We start from the raw sequence: 17,221 nt of genomic DNA, 5'->3' as shown, positions 1-17,221 counted from the left end.
ACCGCGTGTCCCGTCCCGTCCTGCTCAACAACATCGATCATCGCGACCTGCGCGTGGCCAGCGGCCGAGGCGCGGCGCTGGGCGATGCGCTGATGTCCGCGCTGACCTTCCCCAATGAATTCCGCAACGTCCAGGCGCATTACCCGATCGTGTTCCAGAAGGACGCGCAGGGCGGCTTCCAGCCGGTCGCGCTGCTGGGGCTGGAAGCCGGCCACAACCTGTTCCTGCACGGCGATGCGTGGGATGCGCACTACGTGCCGCTGGCGGTGGAGCGACAGCCGTTCCTGATCGGTCTGGATGGCGAGCAGCGCGTGATCCATATCGATCTGGACCATCCGCGCGTGCGCACCGATGGCAGCGGCGAGGCGCTGTTCCGCGAGCACGGCGGCACCACCGACTACCTGGAGCAGGTCAACTCGGTGCTGCAGGCGCTAGACCAGGGCCTGCAGGGCACGCCGGCCTTCATCGCCGCGCTGCTGCAACACAATCTGCTGGAATCGTTCGTGCTGGATTACGCCCTGCGCGATGGCAGCCAGCGGCGGTTGTCCGGCTTCTACACCGTCAACGAGGACAGGCTGGCCGCGCTGGATGCGGCGGCATTGCAGGCGCTGTCCGCGGCGAGCCACCTGCTGCCGCTGTACATGACGGTGGCTTCGCTGTCGCAGTTCCGCGGCCTGATCGAACGTGCGCGCCATGTCGCTGCCGACGCCTGAGCCCATCGCCGAGCGCCACGGGCTGGACCCGCGCGCGCTACCGGACGAGGTGCTGCACAGCACGCGGCCGCTGGTGTTGCGCGGCCTGGTCGCCGAGTGGCCGATGGCCCAGGCCGGCGCGCAATCGCCACCGGCGGCGATCGACTACCTGCGCCGCTTCGATCGCGGCGCCGAAGTGGTGGCGCACGCCGGGCCGCCGGAGACGGGCGGGCGGCTGTTCTACAACGACGCCTTCAACGGCTTCAATTTCCGCCCGGAGAAAGTGAAGTTCAGCGCCGTGCTCGACACGCTGCAGCGCCGCCTCGATGACCCCGCGCCGCCGGCGATCTACATGGGCTCGACCACGCTCGATACCTACCTGCCGGGCTTCCGCGACGAGAATCCGCTCAACCTGGACGGCCAGCCGCAGGTGCTGGCCAGCATCTGGGTCGGCAACCGCACCCGCATCGCCGCGCACCAGGATCTGCCGGACAACCTGGCCTGCGTGGTCGCCGGACGCCGGCGCTTCACCCTGTTCCCGCCGGACCAGCTGCCCAACCTCTACATCGGCCCGCTCGATCTCACCCCGGCCGGTCAGGCGATCAGCCTGGTGGATTTCCACGCGCCGGACCTGGAGCGGTTCCCACGCTTCGCCGAGGCGCTGGCGCATGCGCAGGTGGCCGAACTGGCGCCCGGCGATGCGCTGATGATCCCCAGCATGTGGTGGCACCACATCGAAGCGCTGGAAGCCTTCAACGTGCTGGTCAATTACTGGTGGCGCGCCACGCCGGCCTACATGGACACGCCGATGAACGCGCTCATGCTGGCGATGATGACCGTGCGCGACCTGCCGCCGGAACAGCGCCGCATCTGGCAGGACGTGTTCCACCATTACGTCTTCGAGCCGGGCGAGGCCACCGATGCCCACATCCCCGAAAGCGCGCGCGGCGTGCTGGCGCCGATGGACGAGCCGCGCGCCCGTGCCTTGCGCGGCCGCCTGCTGCAGCGCTTGAACCGCTAAGGAGTTTCGCGATGGACGACACCGCTTCCGTTTCCAAGCCCGTACGCCGCGTGGTGATCGCCGGGGGCGGCACCGCCGGCTGGATGGCGGCCGCCGCGTTGTCGCGCACGCTGGGCAAGGTGCTGGACATCACCCTGGTCGAATCGGAGGAGATCGGCACCGTCGGCGTGGGCGAAGCCACGATCCCGACGATGATCACCTTCCACCGCCTGCTGGACATCAACGAACAGGAATTCATGGCCGCCACTGGCGCCACGATCAAGCTCGGGATCAAGTTCGAAGGCTGGCGCGACGTCGGCCAGGACTACATCCATTCCTTCGGCACCACCGGCAAGGATCACTGGACCGCCGGCTTCCAGCACTTCTGGTTGAAGGGCCGCGCCCGCGGCCTGGCGCGCGACTACGGCGACTATTGCCTGGAGCTGCGCGCGGCCGAGGAAAACAGGTTCGCCCACCTGCCGCGCGGCGGCATGAACTACGCCTTCCATCTGGACGCCGGCCTGTACGCCAAGTTCCTGCGCCGCTTCAGCGAAGGCTTCGGCACCAAGCGTGTGGAAGGCAAGATCGCCAGCGTCGACACCAGCGCCGATGGCGATATCGCCGCGCTGGTGATGGAAGACGGCACGCGCGTGGAAGGCGATCTGTTCATCGACTGCACCGGCTTCCGCTCGCTGCTGCTCGGGCAGACGCTGGGCGTGGAATTCGAGGACTGGTCGCACTGGCTGTTCGCCGACAGCGCGCTGGCGGTGCAGACCGAGTCGGTGAAGCCGGCCATTCCCTATACGCGTTCGATGGCCGGCACCGCCGGCTGGCAGTGGCGCATCCCGCTGCAGCACCGCGTGGGCAACGGCATTGTCTATTCCAGCCGCTTCATGGAGCGCGAGGCCGCGCGCGAGGCACTGGTCGGCGGCCTGGAGGCGCCGCCGCTGTTCGAGCCGCGCCTGCTGCGTTTCACCCCAGGCCAGCGCAAGGTCACCTGGAAGCGTAACTGCGTGGCGCTGGGCCTGGCCAGCGGGTTCCTGGAGCCGCTGGAGTCGACCAACATCCACCTGGTCTCGCGCAACCTGACCCGGCTGCTGCAGTCCTTCCCGCACGTGATCCGGCAGGTGGACATCGACGAGTACAACGCCCAGACCGAAACCGAGATGACCCACATCCGTGATTTCGTGATCCTGCATTACTACGTGACCAATCGCCGCGACACGCCGTTCTGGCGCGCCTGCGCGGAGATGGAGATCCCGGCCACGCTGCGCCACCGGATCGAGCTGTTCCGCCAGACCGGGCGCGTGTTCCGCGTGCCCAACGAGCTGTTCGCCGAGAACTCCTGGATCCAGGTGATGCTGGGCCAGGGCATTACCCCGCAGCAGCACCACCCGGTCGCCGACCTGATGGAAGACCCGGAGCTGTCGCGCTTCCTCGGCGGCATCCACGGCCATGTCGAGCAGACCGTGGCCAAGCTCCCCCTGCACGCCGATTACCTCAAGACCTACTGCCCGCAGGCGCGTCCGGTCGCGGCCTGAATCGAAAACCGGGGCCGGGCCAAGCCGGCCCGGTAGAATGGGCAGGCAATGGATGTCTCCCACCTGATCGACGATTTGAATCCGGCCCAGCGCGAGGCCGTGTCCGCCCCACCGGGGCATTACCTGGTCCTGGCCGGTGCCGGCTCGGGCAAGACGCGCGTGCTGACGCACCGCATCGCCTGGTTGAACGAGGTCCACGGGGTGCCCACGCACGGCATCCTGGCGGTGACCTTCACCAACAAGGCGGCGGCCGAGATGCGCCACCGCACCGATGCGCAGCTGCGCAACGGCGGCCGCGGCATGTGGATCGGCACCTTCCACGGCCTGGCCCATCGCCTGCTGCGCCTGCACTTCGCCGAGGCGCGCCTGCCCGAAGGCTTCCAGGTGCTGGACTCGGACGACCAGCAGCGCCTGGTCAAGCGCGTGGCCCAGGCGCTGGAGCTGGATGACGGCAAGTACCCGCCGCGCCAGATCGCCTGGTGGATCAACCAGCAGAAGGACGAAGGCCGCCGCCCCGAGCACATCCAGCCCGAAGGCCGCGATGAGTGGCTGACCGCGATGGTCGCCGCCTATACCGAATACCAGGCGCGCTGCGACCGTGCCGGCCTGGTGGATTTCGCCGAGCTGCTGCTGCGCGCGCACGAATTGCTGCGCGATACGCCCGCGCTGCTGGCCCATTACCGGCATCGCTTCGGCGAGTTGCTGGTGGACGAGTTCCAGGACACCAACGCGATCCAGTACGGCTTCATCCGCCTGCTGGCCGGCGACACCGGACACGTGTTCGTGGTCGGCGACGACGACCAGGCCATCTACGGCTGGCGCGGCGCGAAGGTGGAGAACGTCCAGCGCTTCCTCAAGGATTTCCCGGGCGCGCAGACCATCCGCCTGGAGCAGAACTACCGCTCCACCGCCAACATCCTGGGCGCGGCCAACGCGGTCATCGCGCACAACCCGGACCGGATCGGCAAGGAGCTGTGGACCGATGCAGGCCAGGGCGATCCGATCGACTTGTACGCCTCCTACAACGAGGTTGACGAGGCGCGCTATGTGGTCGAGCGCGCGCGCCAGTGGGTGCGCGACGGCGGCAGCTACGGCGAGGTCGCGGTGCTCTATCGCAGCAACGCGCAGTCGCGCGCGCTGGAAGAATCGCTGATCGCCGAACAGCTGCCGTACCGCGTCTATGGCGGCATGCGCTTCTTCGAGCGTGCCGAAATCAAGGACGCACTGGCCTACCTGCGCCTGGTCGCCAATCGCGCCGATGACGCGGCGTTCGAGCGCGCGGTCAACACGCCGCCGCGCGGCATCGGCGAGCGCACCCTGGATGAAGTGCGCCGCCAGGCGCGCGCAGGATCGGTGTCGCTGTGGGACGCCGCGCGCCAGTGCGCGCAGGGCGGCGACCTGGCCGGCCGTGCGCGCAATGCGCTGGCCGCCTTCGTGCAGCTGATCGATCTGCTGGGCGAGGAAAGCGCCGAGCTGGACCTGAAGGAAAAGATCGACCATGTGCTGCTGCGTTCGGCGCTGCGCGAGCACTGGGCCAAGGAAAGCAAGGGCGGGCTGGATTCGGATTCGCGCACCGAGAACCTAGACGAGCTCGTCTCGGTGGCCTCGCGCTTCGCCCGTGCCGAACACAACCCGCTGGAGCTGGACGACACGCCCGATGCGGCCGAGACCATGAGCGAGCTGGTCGCGTTCCTGTCCTACGCGGCGCTGGAGGCCGGCGAAGGCCAGGCCCAGGCCGGCGAGGACGGCGTGCAGCTGATGACGCTGCATTCGGCCAAGGGCCTGGAGTTTCCGCTGGTGTTCCTGGTCGGGCTGGAAGACGGCCTGTTCCCCAGTGCGCGTTCGGTGGAAGAGGCCGGCAAGCTGGAGGAAGAACGCCGCCTGGCCTACGTGGGCATCACCCGCGCGCGCCAGAAGCTGGTGCTGACCTACGCCGAGTCGCGCCGCATCCACGGTATGGACAACTACAACGTGCCTTCGCGCTTCCTGCGCGAGATCCCGCGCGAACTGCTCAACGAAGTGCGGCCCAAGGTGCAGGTCTCGCGGCCGGCCTCGCTGGGCGCCGCACGCGGCGGTGGCGGTCATGCGCCGCTGGAAACGCCGGCGCTCAAGCTGGGCGCGAACGTGGCGCATCCGAAGTTCGGCACCGGCGTGGTCATCGATTACGAAGGTGCCGGCGCCCACGCGCGCGTGCAGGTGCAGTTCGACGAAGGCGCCAAGTGGCTGGTGCTGGCGTACGCGAACCTGACGCCGGCTTGAGCCGGGCAATAGAGTGTCAGCAACATCTTGTGGGAGCTGCTTCAGCAGCGATGGCGCTTTCCCGGTAAAGCCTCATCGCCGCTGAAGCGGCTCCCACAAAGCCATCAAGCCCAGCATCCGCAGAGCTTGCAGATGCGCGCTGGTGAAAGCGCCAGGCAGCTCTCACCAAGGCACCAAGTCCGTCATCCCCGCGTAGGCGGGGATCCAGAGGCTTCCGCAGGATTTTCCATGCATGCGCGGAGCAAGGCGCTGGGTTCCCGCGTGCGCGGGAATGACGGTTCACGCACGCGAATGACGGCGTGATGGCACGCGTCGTACCGGACTTGATCCTGATCAAGGCGCGCTCAGCTTGGCAGGCGTCCAATGGCGGCATCCCCGTTGCCGGAGCACGCCATGTACCGCCGCATCCTGATTGCCATCGATGGTTCTGAGCTTTCCCTGCGCGGGCTGGAACATGGCCTGTCGCTGGCCGCGCACCTGGACGCCAAGGTGGATCTGGTCACCGTGTCCGAACCCTGGGCCGGCGGCATCGCCGATGCGCAGGGGTGGAGCGTCGGTTACGAATCCGGCCCCGAATACCGCGCCGAGCGCGAGCAGGCCGCCAACGCGATCCTGCAGCCGGCGCTGGATCGCGCTGCGGAAATGGAGGTCGAAGCCGAACCGGTCCATGTGCTGGACCAGTTCGCCGCCGACGGCATCCTGCAGACCATCGAGGCCCGCCATAACGATCTGGTGGTGATGACCTCGCACGGCCGTCGCGGGCTGACCCGCGTGCTGCTGGGCAGCCAGAGCGCCGAGGTCGTCACCCGCAGCCCGGTGCCGGTGCTGGTGGTGCGCTGAACGAAAACGGCGCCGCATCAAGCGGCGCCGCCGTTTCGCCAGCGCGACCGGCTTACTCGGCCAGTTCGCGCATGACCTTGATCAGGTCGGACTTGCCTTCGAAGCCGATGCCCGGCAGCTCGGGCATGACGATGTGGCCGTCCTGCACCTTCACCGTGTCGGGGAAGCCGCCGTAAGGCTGGAACAGGTCCGGATAGCTCTCGTTGCCACCCAGCCCCAGGCCGGCGGCGATGTTGAGCGACATCTGGTGGCCGCCGTGCGGGATGCAGCGCGACGGCGACCAGCCGAATTGTTCCAGCACCTCCAGCGTGCGCAGGTATTCGACAAGGCCGTAGGACAGCGCGCAGTCGAACTGCAGGTAATCGCGGTCCGGGCGCATGCCGCCGTAGCGCAGCAGGTTGCGCGCGTCCTGGTGCGAGAACAGGTTCTCGCCGGTGGCCATTGGGCCGGGATAGAACTCGCTCAGTGAGGCCTGCAGCGCGTAGTCGAGCGGGTCGCCGACTTCCTCGTACCAGAACAGCGGATAGTCGCGCAGCATCTTGGCGTAGGCGATGCCGGTCTCCAGGTCGAAGCGACCGTTGGCGTCGACCGCCAGCCGCGCTTCGCTGCCGATTTCTTCCAGCACCGATTCGATACGGCCGCGGTCTTCGTCGATGGACGCACCGCCGATCTTCATCTTGACCACGTTGTAGCCGCGGTCCAGGTAGCCGCGCATTTCCTTGCGCAGCGCGCTGTTGTCCTTTCCGGGGTAGTAGTAACCGCCGGCGGCGTAGACGAACACGCGCGGATTGGCCTCGCGGCCCTTCATCTGCGCCAGGTAGCGGAACAGCGGCATGCCCGCGATCTTCGCCGTGGCATCCCAGATCGCCATGTCCAGCGTGCCGACCGCGACCGAACGCTCGCCGTGGCCGCCGGGCTTTTCGTTGGACATCATCGCCGCCCAGGCCTTGCCCGGATCGAGGTTGTCGTCGGCATCGTTGAGCAGCGAGTCGGGCTCGGCCTGCAGCAGGCGGTCGCGGAAGCGCTCGCGGATCAGGCCGCCCTGGCCGTAGCGGCCGTTGGAGTTGAAGCCGTAGCCGACCACGCGGCGGCCATCGCGGACCTGGTCGGTGACCACCGCGACCAGGCTGGCGGTCATCTTGGAAAAATCGATGTACGCGTTGCGGATCGGCGAGGCGATGGGCTGGGTGATTTCGACAACATCGAGAATGCGCATGTGCAGGCTCCTGGAATGAAAAAGTGCGAAGAACAGGCCGCGCGGGGCGCAGCGTTGGAAGTCAGTGATCGGTGGATTCGGCGATGGCCACGGGCATGGCTTCGCCGGCGTCCTGGCGGCGCATGAGGTCGCGTGCCTTGGCCGGGTCGAAGGCGCCATCCCACTTGGCCACCGCGATCGTGGCCACGGCATTGCCGATCAGGTTCACCACCGCGCGCGCCTCGTTCATGAAGCGGTCCACGCCCAGCAGCAGGACAAGGCCGGCGACCGGCACGGTGTGCAGCGTCGACAGCGTGGCCGCCAGTGCGACGAAGCCGGCACCGGCCACGCCGGCCGAGCCCTTGGAGGTCAACAGCAGCACGCCCATCAGCACCAGCTGCTGGTAGATCGGCAGGTCGGTGTTGGTGGCCTGGGCGACGAACACCGCGGCCATCGACAGGTAGATGCTGGTGCCGTCGGCGTTGAAGGTGTAGCCAGTGGGCAGCACCAGGCCGACGGTGGATTTGCGCACGCCGGCCTGTTCCAGCTTGACCAGCATCCGCGGCAGCACCGCCTCGGTAGAGCAGGTGCCGAAGGTGACGAAGATTTCGTCCTTGATGAAGCGCAGTAGCCGCAGCAGCGGAAAGCCGGCCCAGCGCGCGATCAAGCCCAACACCACGAACACGAACACGATCGAGGTGATGTACACGCCCAGCATCAGCTGGCCCAGCGAAGCCAGCGTGCCGATGCCGTACTTGCCGATCGTGTAGGCCACGCCCGCGCCGGCGCCGATCGGGGCCAGGCGCATGATCATGTTGATCATGCGGAACAGGCCCTGCAGGCCGGTATCGATGATCTCCACCAGCGGCTTGGCGCGCTCACCCAGCTGCAGCAGGCCGATGGCGAACAGCACCGACACCAGGATCACCTGCAGCATGTTGCCCTTGGCGAAAGCATCGACCAGCGTGGCCGGGATGATGCTCAAGATGAATTCGACGATGCCGCCTTCGTGCGCGCGCTGCACGTACTGGCTGACTTCGGTGGCATCGATGGTGGCCGCATCGATGTTCATGCCCACGCCGGGCTTCAGGATGTTGACCACGATCAGGCCAATGGCCAGTGCCGCGGTGGACACCACCTCGAAATAGATCAGTGCCTTGACCCCGGTTCGGCCGACGTCGCGGATGCTGCCCATCTTGGCGATGCCCACCACCACGGTGGCGAAGATGATCGGCGCCAGCATCATCTTGATGAGCTTGATGAAGCCCTCGGCCACCGGCTGCAGCGCAGTGCCGACGCCGGGCCAGAAGTACCCGACCAGGCCGCCGATCACGATGGCGATCAGCACCTGGATGTAGAGCTGCCGCAGCAACCCTGTTTTCGCTTGCCCTTGCATGGTCGTCCGCTCCCGTCGACATGCTGGCGTGATGCCAGGATTAGTGAATGGCCGGTGACGATGGCGCGTCCTTCCCCGCGGCATCGCATCGGTTCTCGCTTCATCCTAGGAGCGGATTCGGCATGCAAGCCAATGCCAATGCACCGGCACGTGATGCAGAATGGGCATCATGGATCTGATCTGGCTCGAAGACTGCGTCGCGCTGGCCGACACCCTCAACTTCTCGCGGGCGGCCGAATTGCGGCACGTGACCCAACCGGCGTTCAGCCGCCGCATCCGCGCGCTGGAGGAGTGGCTGGGCACGCCGCTATTCAAGCGCTCGCGCCAAGGCGTGCAGCTGACCCCGGCCGGCGAGCACTTCCGCACCCAAGCCACCGCGCTGGTGCGCTCGATGCACCAGCTGCGCAGCGAGACGCTGGAAGTCGCCGGGCGCAGCGCGCCATCACTGACCTTTGCCGCGACCCACGCGCTGTCCTTCACCTTCTTCCCGGAATGGATCCGCGGCAATCCGCAGCTGGCCGAACTGGGGACGTTCAAGCTGGTGTCGGACACCATGCGCGCCTGCGAGCGGATGATGGTGCAGGGTGGCTCGCAGTTCCTGCTGTGCCACCACCATCCGCGCATGCGGCTGATGCTGGACCCGGCACAGTTCCGCAGCGTGCTGGTCGGCGGCGACGTGCTGTTGCCACTATGCGCACCGCGCGAGGACGGCGGACCGCGCTGGCCGCTGGGTGAACGGCCCAACGCAAAGACGGCGTATCTGGGCTACAGCGCCGATTCCGGGCTGGGCCGGATCCTGTCCGGGCATGCGCCGCTGGCGCCGGTGATCGCCAAGGCCACGCCGGTGTTCACCTCGGACCTGGCCGCGACACTGCTGGCGATGGCGCGTGCGGGCGATGGCGTGGCGTGGTTGCCGCGCTCGCTGGCGGCGCGCGACCTGGCCGATGGCCGCCTGGTGGAAGCGGCGCCAGAGGCGCCGACGCTGCGGATCCCGATCGAGATCCGCCTGTTCCGTCCCGTTGCGCGCCTGCCCAGGACGGCAGAGGCGCTGTGGGAATTCTTCGCCGCCGCCGCGCCGGTGCCTGGCGCGGAGCCGGTGGCTGCTTAAGCCGTAAGTGCCTCGCCCGCGTTGGCGAACAGCGCCGCCTGTTCCACCCGCAGCCGGTCGATCAGGCGGCCGTGCGGCAGTTCCACATCGGCATAGGTCAGCACCTGGTCCTTGGCGATGTCGTGCTTGAGCACGCAGCCTTCGGCCACGCCCATCGGCAGCAGGCCGTCGCGCGCGGTGACGTCGGCGCGCTCGCACTGGCCATAGGTGAGATAGCCGCCGAGCGCATCGACGGTCTCGCCGGCGGCCAGGTCGCGCTTGGCCGTGGCAACCACTTCCACCAGCGGTGCGCCCAGCGGCTGAAGCACCGCGTCACGCAGCAGCACGACGCGCGCCACCGACAGCGGCACTTCGAAGTGGCACAGGTGATACGGCGTGTAAAAGCTGTACAGCGGACCTTCGCCCAGCTTGTAGAGGTTGAGGTAGTGCTGCTGCTTGGGGTCGTCATGCGTGGCCAGCACGTACACACCCGGACCGGGTTGCGAGCCGACCACGTAATCCACCGCGCCGCCGACGGCCTTGAGCGCATCGATGTCGTAGGTCTTGGTTAGTTCATCGACATGGCCGCGATGATCGTAGCCGGTCATGCCACGCTGCAGGATCGACATGCCGGTGCCGTTGGCGACGATGGCCTGCTCGAAACTGATCTTGGTGCCGTCGGCGAAGCTGGTGACCATGTACGGATCCTGGCCCCACTTCGCCGCGAACCCGGCCTGCGTGGTCGGCGTGCGATACGGATCCTGCAGGCCCTTGATGTTGCCGCACATCAGCGGTGTCAGCCCGATCGATTTGACGAAGCGGAACAGGTTCATCTGCACGCCGGGCTGGTCGCCATCGCAGGCGGTGAAGATGACGCCGGCCGCGTCGGCCTTCTTCTTCAGCAGCGGGCCGACGGTGCCGTCCAGCTCGGCGTTCATCGTCACCACATCGCGGCCGTGCGCGATCGCGGCCAGGCTGATGTGCGCGCCGTATTCGACCGCGCCGGTGGCATCGACCAGGCAGTCGAGCAGGTCGCATTCGTACAGCAGCGCCGGATCATCGGTGACCACGGCGGTGCCGCTGGTGATCGCATCGGCCAGGGCACGGCCGGTATCGACCACCTTGGCCTGCACGCCGGCCAGCGCGAACGCCGCCAGCGCCTTGTCCACGTTGCGGTTGCAGATCACCGACAACACCATGCCGGGCACCGAGTGCACGATCTGGTTGACGATGCCCTTGGCCATGAAGCCGGCGCCATACAGCCCGACACGGATGGGCATGCCAGCGGCCTGGCGTTCCTGTAGCAGTCGATCGATCACCATGGGGAAGTCCTGTCGTGGGGTCAGTAGCCGATCAGTTGTTCGACGCCGTGGAAATCCGGATCGAAATCCGGCCACGCCGCGTCCTTGTCCGAAATGATCTTGCCTTCGGCCGGCCACTGGATATTGAAGGTCGGGTCGTTCCAGCGCAGGCCGCGCTCGGCGGTCGGCTCGTAGAACGCGCTGGCCAGGTAGAACGCTTCGGTATCCGGCTCCAGCGTCACGAAGCCGTGGGCGAAGCCGCGCGGCACGTAATAGGCCAGTCGATTTTCCGCAGTCAGCTCCACGCCGTGCCATTTGAGATACGTCGGCGAATCCGGGCGCAGGTCGACGATGCAATCCCACAGCGCGCCGCGCACGCAGCGCACGATCTTGACCTCCGGCGCGGGCGGCAATTGGTAATGCATGCCGCGCAGCGTGCCGGCCTCGGCGTTATAGGAATTGTTGACCTGGACGAAGCGATCGACCAGGCCGGCGGCGGCCATTTCCTTCTCGCAGAACACGCGGGCAAACCAGCCGCGATCGTCGCCGCGCTTTTCCGGCTCGATCACGAAGGCGCCCTGCAGCGGTGTGGCGTGGAACTTCATGCGGCGGCCCGCAGATCGGGCGCCAGCACACCACTGTCGACCAAGCCTTCCAGGATGCGCAGGCGGATGAAGCCGCTCTGGCGGAAGTTGCGATCGGAGAAGGCGGTACGCTGCAGCTCGTCGCGCAGCTCGGCGATGGTGCCTTCCAGGGTTTCGATCGGCTGGTGGTCAGGCGCGAGCTGTTCGAACAGCGAAAAATCCACGCGATAGCTGCGGTTGTCCGCCGGGGCATTGGTGGAGATGGAGACCTCCGCGGTCGGGATCGCCGCGCCGACCGCCTGGGCCAGGTCGCGCACCTGCACGTTCCAGCGTTCCGAGCCGGCATTGACGTACAGATAGCGGCCGCCCGTCTCGGCCGGGCGCTGGATCGCCCATTCGATGGCGCGCGACATGTCGCGCACGTGGATCAGCGGGCGCCACGGGGTACCGTCGGAGAGCACGTCGACCTTGCCGCTGGCCACGGCGCCGGCGACGAAGTCGTTCAGCACCAGGTCCAGGCGCAGGCGCGGCGAGGCGCCGCACGCGGTCGCAAAGCGCAGCGCGGTGATGACCATGTCGGTCTCCATCGCGGACAGGCCGGTTTCGGTGTCGATTTTGGAATGCGCGTAGGCCGTGAGCGGGGCGATGCCGCTGGTTTCCGAGCGCGGCGTGCCATCAGCGGCCGCGCCGTAGACGCTGCAGCTGGAGGCGAACACGAAGTGCTTCACGCCGGCCTCGGCTGCGGCTTGGGCCACCGACAGGCTGGCCTTGCAGTTGATCTGATCGGTGACGATCTCGAAGCGCTTGCCCATCGCATCGTTGGACACCGCCGCCAGGTGTACGACCGCATCGAAGCCGGTCAGGTCCTGCGCGGTGAGGTCGCGCACGTCGCGGAACCACTGCTCGTCCAGCACCACTTCGGGCAGGCCGCGCTTGTCCGACAGGCAATGGGCAAACCAGCCGCGGTCCACGCCGACCAGGTAGGCGGTGGGGAAACGCTGGCGCAGGTGGCGGGCCAGGACAGGGCCGATGTAGCCCATGTTGCCGGTGATCAGGATACGCATCGTCTTCACTCCCACACGCGCCACGGCGCCTTGTTGTTGACCCAGAGATCGTTGAGGTAGTTCTTGTCGCGCAGCGTGTCCATCGGCTGCCAGAAGCCTTCGTGCTTGTAGACGCTCAGCTGGCCCTGCTCGACCAGGCCTTCCAGCGGCGCGTTCTCCCACACGGTGCTGTCGTCGGTGATGAAGTCGGCCACCTTGGGCGAGAGCACGAAGAAGCCGCCATTGATCAGGCCATCGCCATCGGCGGGCTTTTCGCGGAAGCCGGTGACCTGGTCGCCTTCCACGCGCAGCGCGCCGAAGCGGCCCGGTGGCTGCACCGCGGTGACCGTGGCCAGGCGGCCTTCGCGCTGGTGCAGTTCGATGCCGGCGGCGATGTCCACGTCGGACACGCCGTCGCCGTAGGTCAGGCAGAACGCTTCCTCGTCCTGCAGGTAGGGCATGACGCGCTTGAGGCGGCCGCCGGTCATCGTATCGGCGCCGGTATCGACCAGCGTGACCCGCCATGGCTCGGCGCGCGTGTTGTGCAAGGTGGTGGTGTTGGTGGCCAGGTCGCAGGTGATGTCCGACCCCATCAGGTGGTAGTTGATGAAGAAGTCCTTGATCACCTCGCCACGGTAGCCCAGGCACACGATGAAATCGTTGATGCCGTAGTGGCTGTAGATCTTCATGATGTGCCACAGCACCGGCCGGCCACCGATCTCCACCATGGGCTTGGGCCGCACCGAGGTTTCCTCGGAAATCCGGGTGCCAAGGCCGCCCGCCAGGATGACTGCCTTCATTCGAACTCCTTCCGCATCACGCTGCTTGTCCTTTGCCGGGCTGCCGGCTGCTTGCATCCCGCAGGCGCCAGGCGGCGACTGCGACGGTGGCGACGGCCCTCCCGCCGCCGTGGGGTGAGGTGGGACTGCTCAGACCGTTACGTCGTGCCGTCGCACCCCCCGGGGTGCGCCGTGGGCGACTTCGACCATGTTGGCCATGTTGGTCAGGCGATCGATGCGCTGCTGCAGCCGCGGGCTGCGCGGCAGGCCGACCATGTCCAGCAGCTGCGCCCAACGATGCGCCCAGTCGTGCCGGCGCAAGGCCTGGCTGACGTTTGTGGCACGGGCCAATTCGAGGCGCTCGCGCTGGTTGCTGAGGTCGGCCAGGAACGCGCCGACGTCCGGCGTGTTGGGTGGCATCTCGATCACCGCGTCTTCCCAGTCGAAATGCTCGGCGAACTCTACGCACTGCTGGCGCGAGCCCAGCACGATCGAACCGCCGGCCGTGCCTTCGAAATAGCGCGTGGCCAGCGCGTTCTTGCGCACGCCCTTGAAGATGCCCGTGGTGTCCACGGTGAAGTCGTAGGCGACGAAGTACTTGGCGCGCTTGATCATCGCCGCCGACTGCCCGCGATGCTCGGCCCAGTCAGTGACCGCGCCGGCCTTGAGCACGTCGTGCACGTAGAAGAAGTTGCCGTCCTGCGCGGCCAGCGCCGCCAGCTTGGTGTGCAGCTCGGGCATGCGCCGGCCCAGGCTGAGCACGTCGATGCTGCGCTGGGGGTTGGCCGGGTACGGACACGCCAGCAGCGTGTCGCAGGCGCTGGGCAGGAACGAAATCGGCGTGGAGGTGTATTTGCGCAGCGCCGGGATGCTCTCGGCGTTGAGCACGAAGACATGGTCGAACTGGTCGAGCAGCCGCAGCTCCTGCGCCTGCGCCGGGAAGCGCTCGGGCCAGCCTTCCAGCATGTAGGCGTAGGCCTTTTCCGAACGCTGGCGCCAGCCGTGCATGCGCTGCAGCGCGGTCAGCTCCAGCGGGAACTGGCACACGAACAGGAACACGTCGTAGTCGCGCGCGATGTGCACCGGCTGCGCGTTGGACAGGCCCGGCTGGCCGAATCGGCGCCAGGCCTGCGAAGTCAGGCGATGGCGCAGCTCCTTCCACAGGTAACCCACGGCTGGATTCACGCCGCGGCCGTCGGTGTGCGGCGAGGCCATCGGCGTGACGATGTCCGCGTCCTCGACCTGGTCGATGACATTCAGGAACGCGTAGGCCTGGCCATTGAACGGCTCGGGCCACGCGTTGTAGTTGGAAGACAGCAGTACCGACCGGTCGGCCATGACACATCCCTCGTCAAGCTGGGGGTTACCTGACGCACGTGGTGTCCGATGTCGGCGCGGGCTTCGGCGGCACCGTGCCGCTCAAACCCCGCGCGTGCCGGAAACATCGGTCGCCCATCGCGCAACCACACGTGTTGCAGCCGCCGGGCGGTGGCAACCGGTGTCTGTCCGGTGCGCGCGAAGGGCGCGGCATGGACAGGCGGACGGATGTCACTGCCTTGCGGCTACTTAGGCTTGAACGCAGAAGACCCGGTGAACCGGACGCACGTGACGGCTGCAGGCCCGTCGCGCTGCAGCCGCGGGGCATGGGCGGGGTGTTGCGCCCCGCGAAGCGTTAGTACAGCTTGCGCTCGGCGCTCGGCGGCGGGCTGAACTGGTACAGCCAGGTCTCACTCAGGGCACCGGTGGCGTCCTTCAGGAACAGGCGTAGGTCGATCTGGCTGCTGTCCTCCTTGTCCGGCACCACGTCGAACATCACGCGGAAGCCTTTGAGCTCGCGCAGCGGGCGGCAGGACACGGTTTCCAGCTTGCCGCCGGTGATCTGCAGGGCGGGCTCGACCTTGGCGTCGGCCTTTTCCAGCGCGGCCAGGTTGCCGCCGGTGAAATCCACCGCGAAGCGCTGCGACCAGTGGTTGCGCTTCTGCCCGACCACGCCGCCCAGGCCGGTGCGGCTGGCCACGCACACCGCTTGGGTGGGCACCATCGGCGCGGCCGAGCCCCAGTACAGCTTGTAGCCGTACAGCAGCTCGTCGCCGGCCTTGGGTTTTTCCTTCGGGCTCCAGAACGCGACGATGTTGTCGAAGGTCTCGTCGATGGTCGGGATCTCGATCAGCTGCACCGAGCCCTCGCCCCAGCCAGCCTTGGGCTCGACCCACAGGCATGGGCGCTTCTCGTAGAACACGCCATCGTCCTGGTAGTGGTCGAAGTCGCGGTCGCGCTGCAGCAGGCCGAAGCCCTTCGGGTCGGTATCGGAGAAGGCGTTGAAGCGCAGCTGCGGCGGGTTGGTCAGCGGGCGCCAGATCCACTCGCCGCTGCCGGTGTGCAGGGCCAGGCCGTCGGTGTCGTGGATTTCCGGGCGCCAGTCCCAGGCCATGCGGCGGTCGTTTTCGCCGGTCTGGTACATGCTGGTGCACGGGCCCAGACCCATACGGTCGATGGTGGTGCGCGGATACAGGGCGCAGTCGATCTCCATCACCAGCGGCTCGCCCGGGGTCAGGGCAAAGCGGTAGGCGCCGGCCACGCTGGGCGAGTCCAGTAGGCCGTACAGGACCAGGGTATCTGAATCCTTGGCCGGCTTTTCCAGGTAATAGGCGACGAAATCGGGGAATTCCTCCGGCTTGCCGCTACCGGTATCGATCGCCAGGCCGCGCGCGGACTGGCCGTACTGGCCTTCCTTGCCCACCGCGCGGAAATAGCTGGCGCCCAGGAACGCGGCGAAATCGCGGTTGGGATCGGCCTTGGTGTTCAGGCGGAAACCGGCAAAGCCCAGCGACTCGGGCAGCTTGGCCTTGCCCAGGCCGCTCTTGCCATAGTCGAACATGCCGGCGTTGTACTTGATCTCGCGCGCCTGGCCGTCGGCGACCTCGTGCATGGTCACCGGCTTCTTGAAGTACAGGCCCATGTGGAAGAACTGGGCCAGGAATTCATCGTCCTGGCCGGTCCACAGCGCGTGGTCCTTGCGATAGGCAATCGCCTGGTACTGGTCCCAGGTCAGCCCATCCAGCGCCGCCGGCAGCGGGCCGCCGTGGGCTTTGTAAGGCTTGCCGGCCAGCGCCCGCGCCTGGCCCTTCAAGCTGGCGTAGTCGAACGGCTGGGCCGGCCCGAACACCAGGTTGGACTTGCCCGCGCGGGCCGCCGCGAAGGCCGGCTCGGACAGCAGCAGGGCGGGCGGCAGGCCAAGGGCGGCGAGCGTGCCGGCGGCTTGGGTCAGGAACTGGCGTCGGATCATGGGCGGGCACGGCATCTGGGTGGTGGCAAGCGGTGCATCCTAGCCAAGCCGGGCCCGTGGCGGGGTGACTTCGCCGACAGTGCCCTGTGCGGCCTTGGTCCGATCTGCGAAAATGCGCCGTTGCCGCCGGAGCCCGCGCGTTTGGAGACGCGTTGCCGCCTGCGCAGTTTTGCCTGTTACGCGTAAAAGCTGAACAGGCAAATGCGGTGTGTATCGCG

At 67.4% G+C, this 17,221-nt stretch carries 14 protein-coding genes; 6 read left to right on the top strand and 8 right to left on the bottom strand.

What is annotated here, in order from left to right; all coding sequences use genetic code 11:
* The first annotated feature begins 5 nt into the window (after window positions 1–5).
* The 5 genes from BMZ17_RS16375 (at window position 6) to BMZ17_RS16355 (ending at window position 6,332) form a co-directional block, all read left to right on the top strand.
* A complete protein-coding gene (locus tag BMZ17_RS16375) occupies window positions 6–713 on the top strand; it encodes a SapC family protein (RefSeq protein WP_093140977.1) in 708 nt (235 codons plus the stop codon).
* A complete protein-coding gene (locus BMZ17_RS16370) occupies window positions 694–1,713 on the top strand; it encodes a cupin-like domain-containing protein (RefSeq protein ID WP_093142275.1) in 1,020 nt (339 codons plus the stop codon). Before BMZ17_RS16375 ends, BMZ17_RS16370 begins: the two co-directional genes overlap by 20 nt.
* 11 nt (window positions 1,714–1,724) lie before the next feature.
* The gene (locus BMZ17_RS16365) at window positions 1,725–3,233 is read left to right on the top strand and encodes a tryptophan halogenase family protein (protein ID WP_093140973.1); all 1,509 of its coding nucleotides are present in this window, start codon (window positions 1,725–1,727) and stop codon (window positions 3,231–3,233) included.
* 48 nt (window positions 3,234–3,281) lie between these two features.
* Window positions 3,282–5,492 (top strand): DNA helicase II, encoded by a 2,211-nt coding sequence (uvrD, locus tag BMZ17_RS16360; RefSeq protein ID WP_093140967.1) that lies wholly within the window; start codon window positions 3,282–3,284, stop codon window positions 5,490–5,492.
* A 393-nt stretch (window positions 5,493–5,885) separates the two neighbouring features.
* On the top strand, window positions 5,886–6,332 hold the full coding sequence (locus BMZ17_RS16355) for a universal stress protein (protein WP_093140963.1): 447 nt from the start codon (window positions 5,886–5,888) through the stop codon (window positions 6,330–6,332).
* Between the two features lie 52 nt (window positions 6,333–6,384).
* Here BMZ17_RS16355 and BMZ17_RS16350 read toward each other — a convergent pair whose 3' ends face one another.
* Window positions 6,385–7,548, bottom strand: coding sequence for a mandelate racemase/muconate lactonizing enzyme family protein (locus BMZ17_RS16350; protein ID WP_093140958.1), 1,164 nt, complete (start codon window positions 7,546–7,548; stop codon window positions 6,385–6,387).
* A 61-nt stretch (window positions 7,549–7,609) separates the two neighbouring features.
* Entirely contained in the window at window positions 7,610–8,923 is a 1,314-nt protein-coding gene (dctA, locus tag BMZ17_RS16345) for a C4-dicarboxylate transporter DctA (RefSeq protein ID WP_093140953.1), read from the bottom strand.
* Between the two features lie 169 nt (window positions 8,924–9,092).
* Here dctA and BMZ17_RS16340 point away from each other — a divergent pair, with 169 nt between their 5' ends.
* The gene (locus tag BMZ17_RS16340) at window positions 9,093–10,031 is read left to right on the top strand and encodes a LysR family transcriptional regulator (RefSeq protein ID WP_139202962.1); all 939 of its coding nucleotides are present in this window, start codon (window positions 9,093–9,095) and stop codon (window positions 10,029–10,031) included.
* Here BMZ17_RS16340 and BMZ17_RS16335 read toward each other — a convergent pair.
* From BMZ17_RS16335 to BMZ17_RS16310, 6 genes are all read right to left on the bottom strand, one after another.
* Window positions 10,028–11,332 (bottom strand): NAD(P)H-dependent oxidoreductase, encoded by a 1,305-nt coding sequence (locus BMZ17_RS16335; protein WP_093140949.1) that lies wholly within the window; start codon window positions 11,330–11,332, stop codon window positions 10,028–10,030. The genes BMZ17_RS16340 and BMZ17_RS16335 overlap by 4 nt on opposite strands.
* A gap of 20 nt (window positions 11,333–11,352) precedes the next feature.
* Window positions 11,353–11,916, bottom strand: a complete 564-nt coding sequence (gene rfbC / locus BMZ17_RS16330; protein WP_093140945.1) for a dTDP-4-dehydrorhamnose 3,5-epimerase — start codon at window positions 11,914–11,916, stop codon at window positions 11,353–11,355.
* Window positions 11,913–12,959 (bottom strand): NAD-dependent epimerase/dehydratase family protein, encoded by a 1,047-nt coding sequence (locus BMZ17_RS16325; protein WP_093142271.1) that lies wholly within the window; start codon window positions 12,957–12,959, stop codon window positions 11,913–11,915. Before BMZ17_RS16325 ends, rfbC begins: the two co-directional genes overlap by 4 nt.
* A 5-nt stretch (window positions 12,960–12,964) precedes the next feature.
* Entirely contained in the window at window positions 12,965–13,738 is a 774-nt protein-coding gene (gene rfbF, locus BMZ17_RS16320) for a glucose-1-phosphate cytidylyltransferase (protein WP_093140940.1), read from the bottom strand.
* Between the two features lie 129 nt (window positions 13,739–13,867).
* Window positions 13,868–15,055, bottom strand: a complete 1,188-nt coding sequence (locus tag BMZ17_RS16315; RefSeq protein ID WP_093140935.1) for a glycosyltransferase family protein — start codon at window positions 15,053–15,055, stop codon at window positions 13,868–13,870.
* A 334-nt stretch (window positions 15,056–15,389) separates the two neighbouring features.
* Entirely contained in the window at window positions 15,390–17,003 is a 1,614-nt protein-coding gene (locus BMZ17_RS16310) for an OpgD/OpgG family glucan biosynthesis protein (protein WP_093140931.1), read from the bottom strand.
* Window positions 17,004–17,221: the final 218 nt, after the last annotated feature.

Source organism: Pseudoxanthomonas sp. GM95 (genome assembly GCF_900109775.1).
Taxonomy (GTDB): Bacteria; Pseudomonadota; Gammaproteobacteria; order Xanthomonadales; family Xanthomonadaceae; genus Pseudoxanthomonas_A.
Note: the sequence above shows the minus strand (reverse complement) of the source record. Positions and strands in the feature narration are given on the sequence as shown.

Excerpts from the sequence above, each read along its gene's own strand:
- BMZ17_RS16370 (WP_093142275.1), top strand. The coding sequence starts at position 694 with ATGTCGCTGCCGACGCCTGAGCCCATCGCCGAGCGCCACGGGCTGGAC.
- BMZ17_RS16365 (WP_093140973.1), top strand. The coding sequence starts at position 1,725 with ATGGACGACACCGCTTCCGTTTCCAAGCCCGTACGCCGCGTGGTGATC.
- uvrD (WP_093140967.1), top strand. The coding sequence starts at position 3,282 with ATGGATGTCTCCCACCTGATCGACGATTTGAATCCGGCCCAGCGCGAG.
- BMZ17_RS16355 (WP_093140963.1), top strand. The coding sequence starts at position 5,886 with ATGTACCGCCGCATCCTGATTGCCATCGATGGTTCTGAGCTTTCCCTG.
- BMZ17_RS16350 (WP_093140958.1), bottom strand. The coding sequence starts at position 7,548 with ATGCGCATTCTCGATGTTGTCGAAATCACCCAGCCCATCGCCTCGCCG.
- dctA (WP_093140953.1), bottom strand. The coding sequence starts at position 8,923 with ATGCAAGGGCAAGCGAAAACAGGGTTGCTGCGGCAGCTCTACATCCAG.
- BMZ17_RS16340 (WP_139202962.1), top strand. The coding sequence starts at position 9,093 with ATGGATCTGATCTGGCTCGAAGACTGCGTCGCGCTGGCCGACACCCTC.
- BMZ17_RS16335 (WP_093140949.1), bottom strand. The coding sequence starts at position 11,332 with ATGGTGATCGATCGACTGCTACAGGAACGCCAGGCCGCTGGCATGCCC.
- rfbC (WP_093140945.1), bottom strand. The coding sequence starts at position 11,916 with ATGAAGTTCCACGCCACACCGCTGCAGGGCGCCTTCGTGATCGAGCCG.
- BMZ17_RS16325 (WP_093142271.1), bottom strand. The coding sequence starts at position 12,959 with ATGCGTATCCTGATCACCGGCAACATGGGCTACATCGGCCCTGTCCTG.
- rfbF (WP_093140940.1), bottom strand. The coding sequence starts at position 13,738 with ATGAAGGCAGTCATCCTGGCGGGCGGCCTTGGCACCCGGATTTCCGAG.
- BMZ17_RS16315 (WP_093140935.1), bottom strand. The coding sequence starts at position 15,055 with ATGGCCGACCGGTCGGTACTGCTGTCTTCCAACTACAACGCGTGGCCC.
- BMZ17_RS16310 (WP_093140931.1), bottom strand. The coding sequence starts at position 17,003 with ATGATCCGACGCCAGTTCCTGACCCAAGCCGCCGGCACGCTCGCCGCC.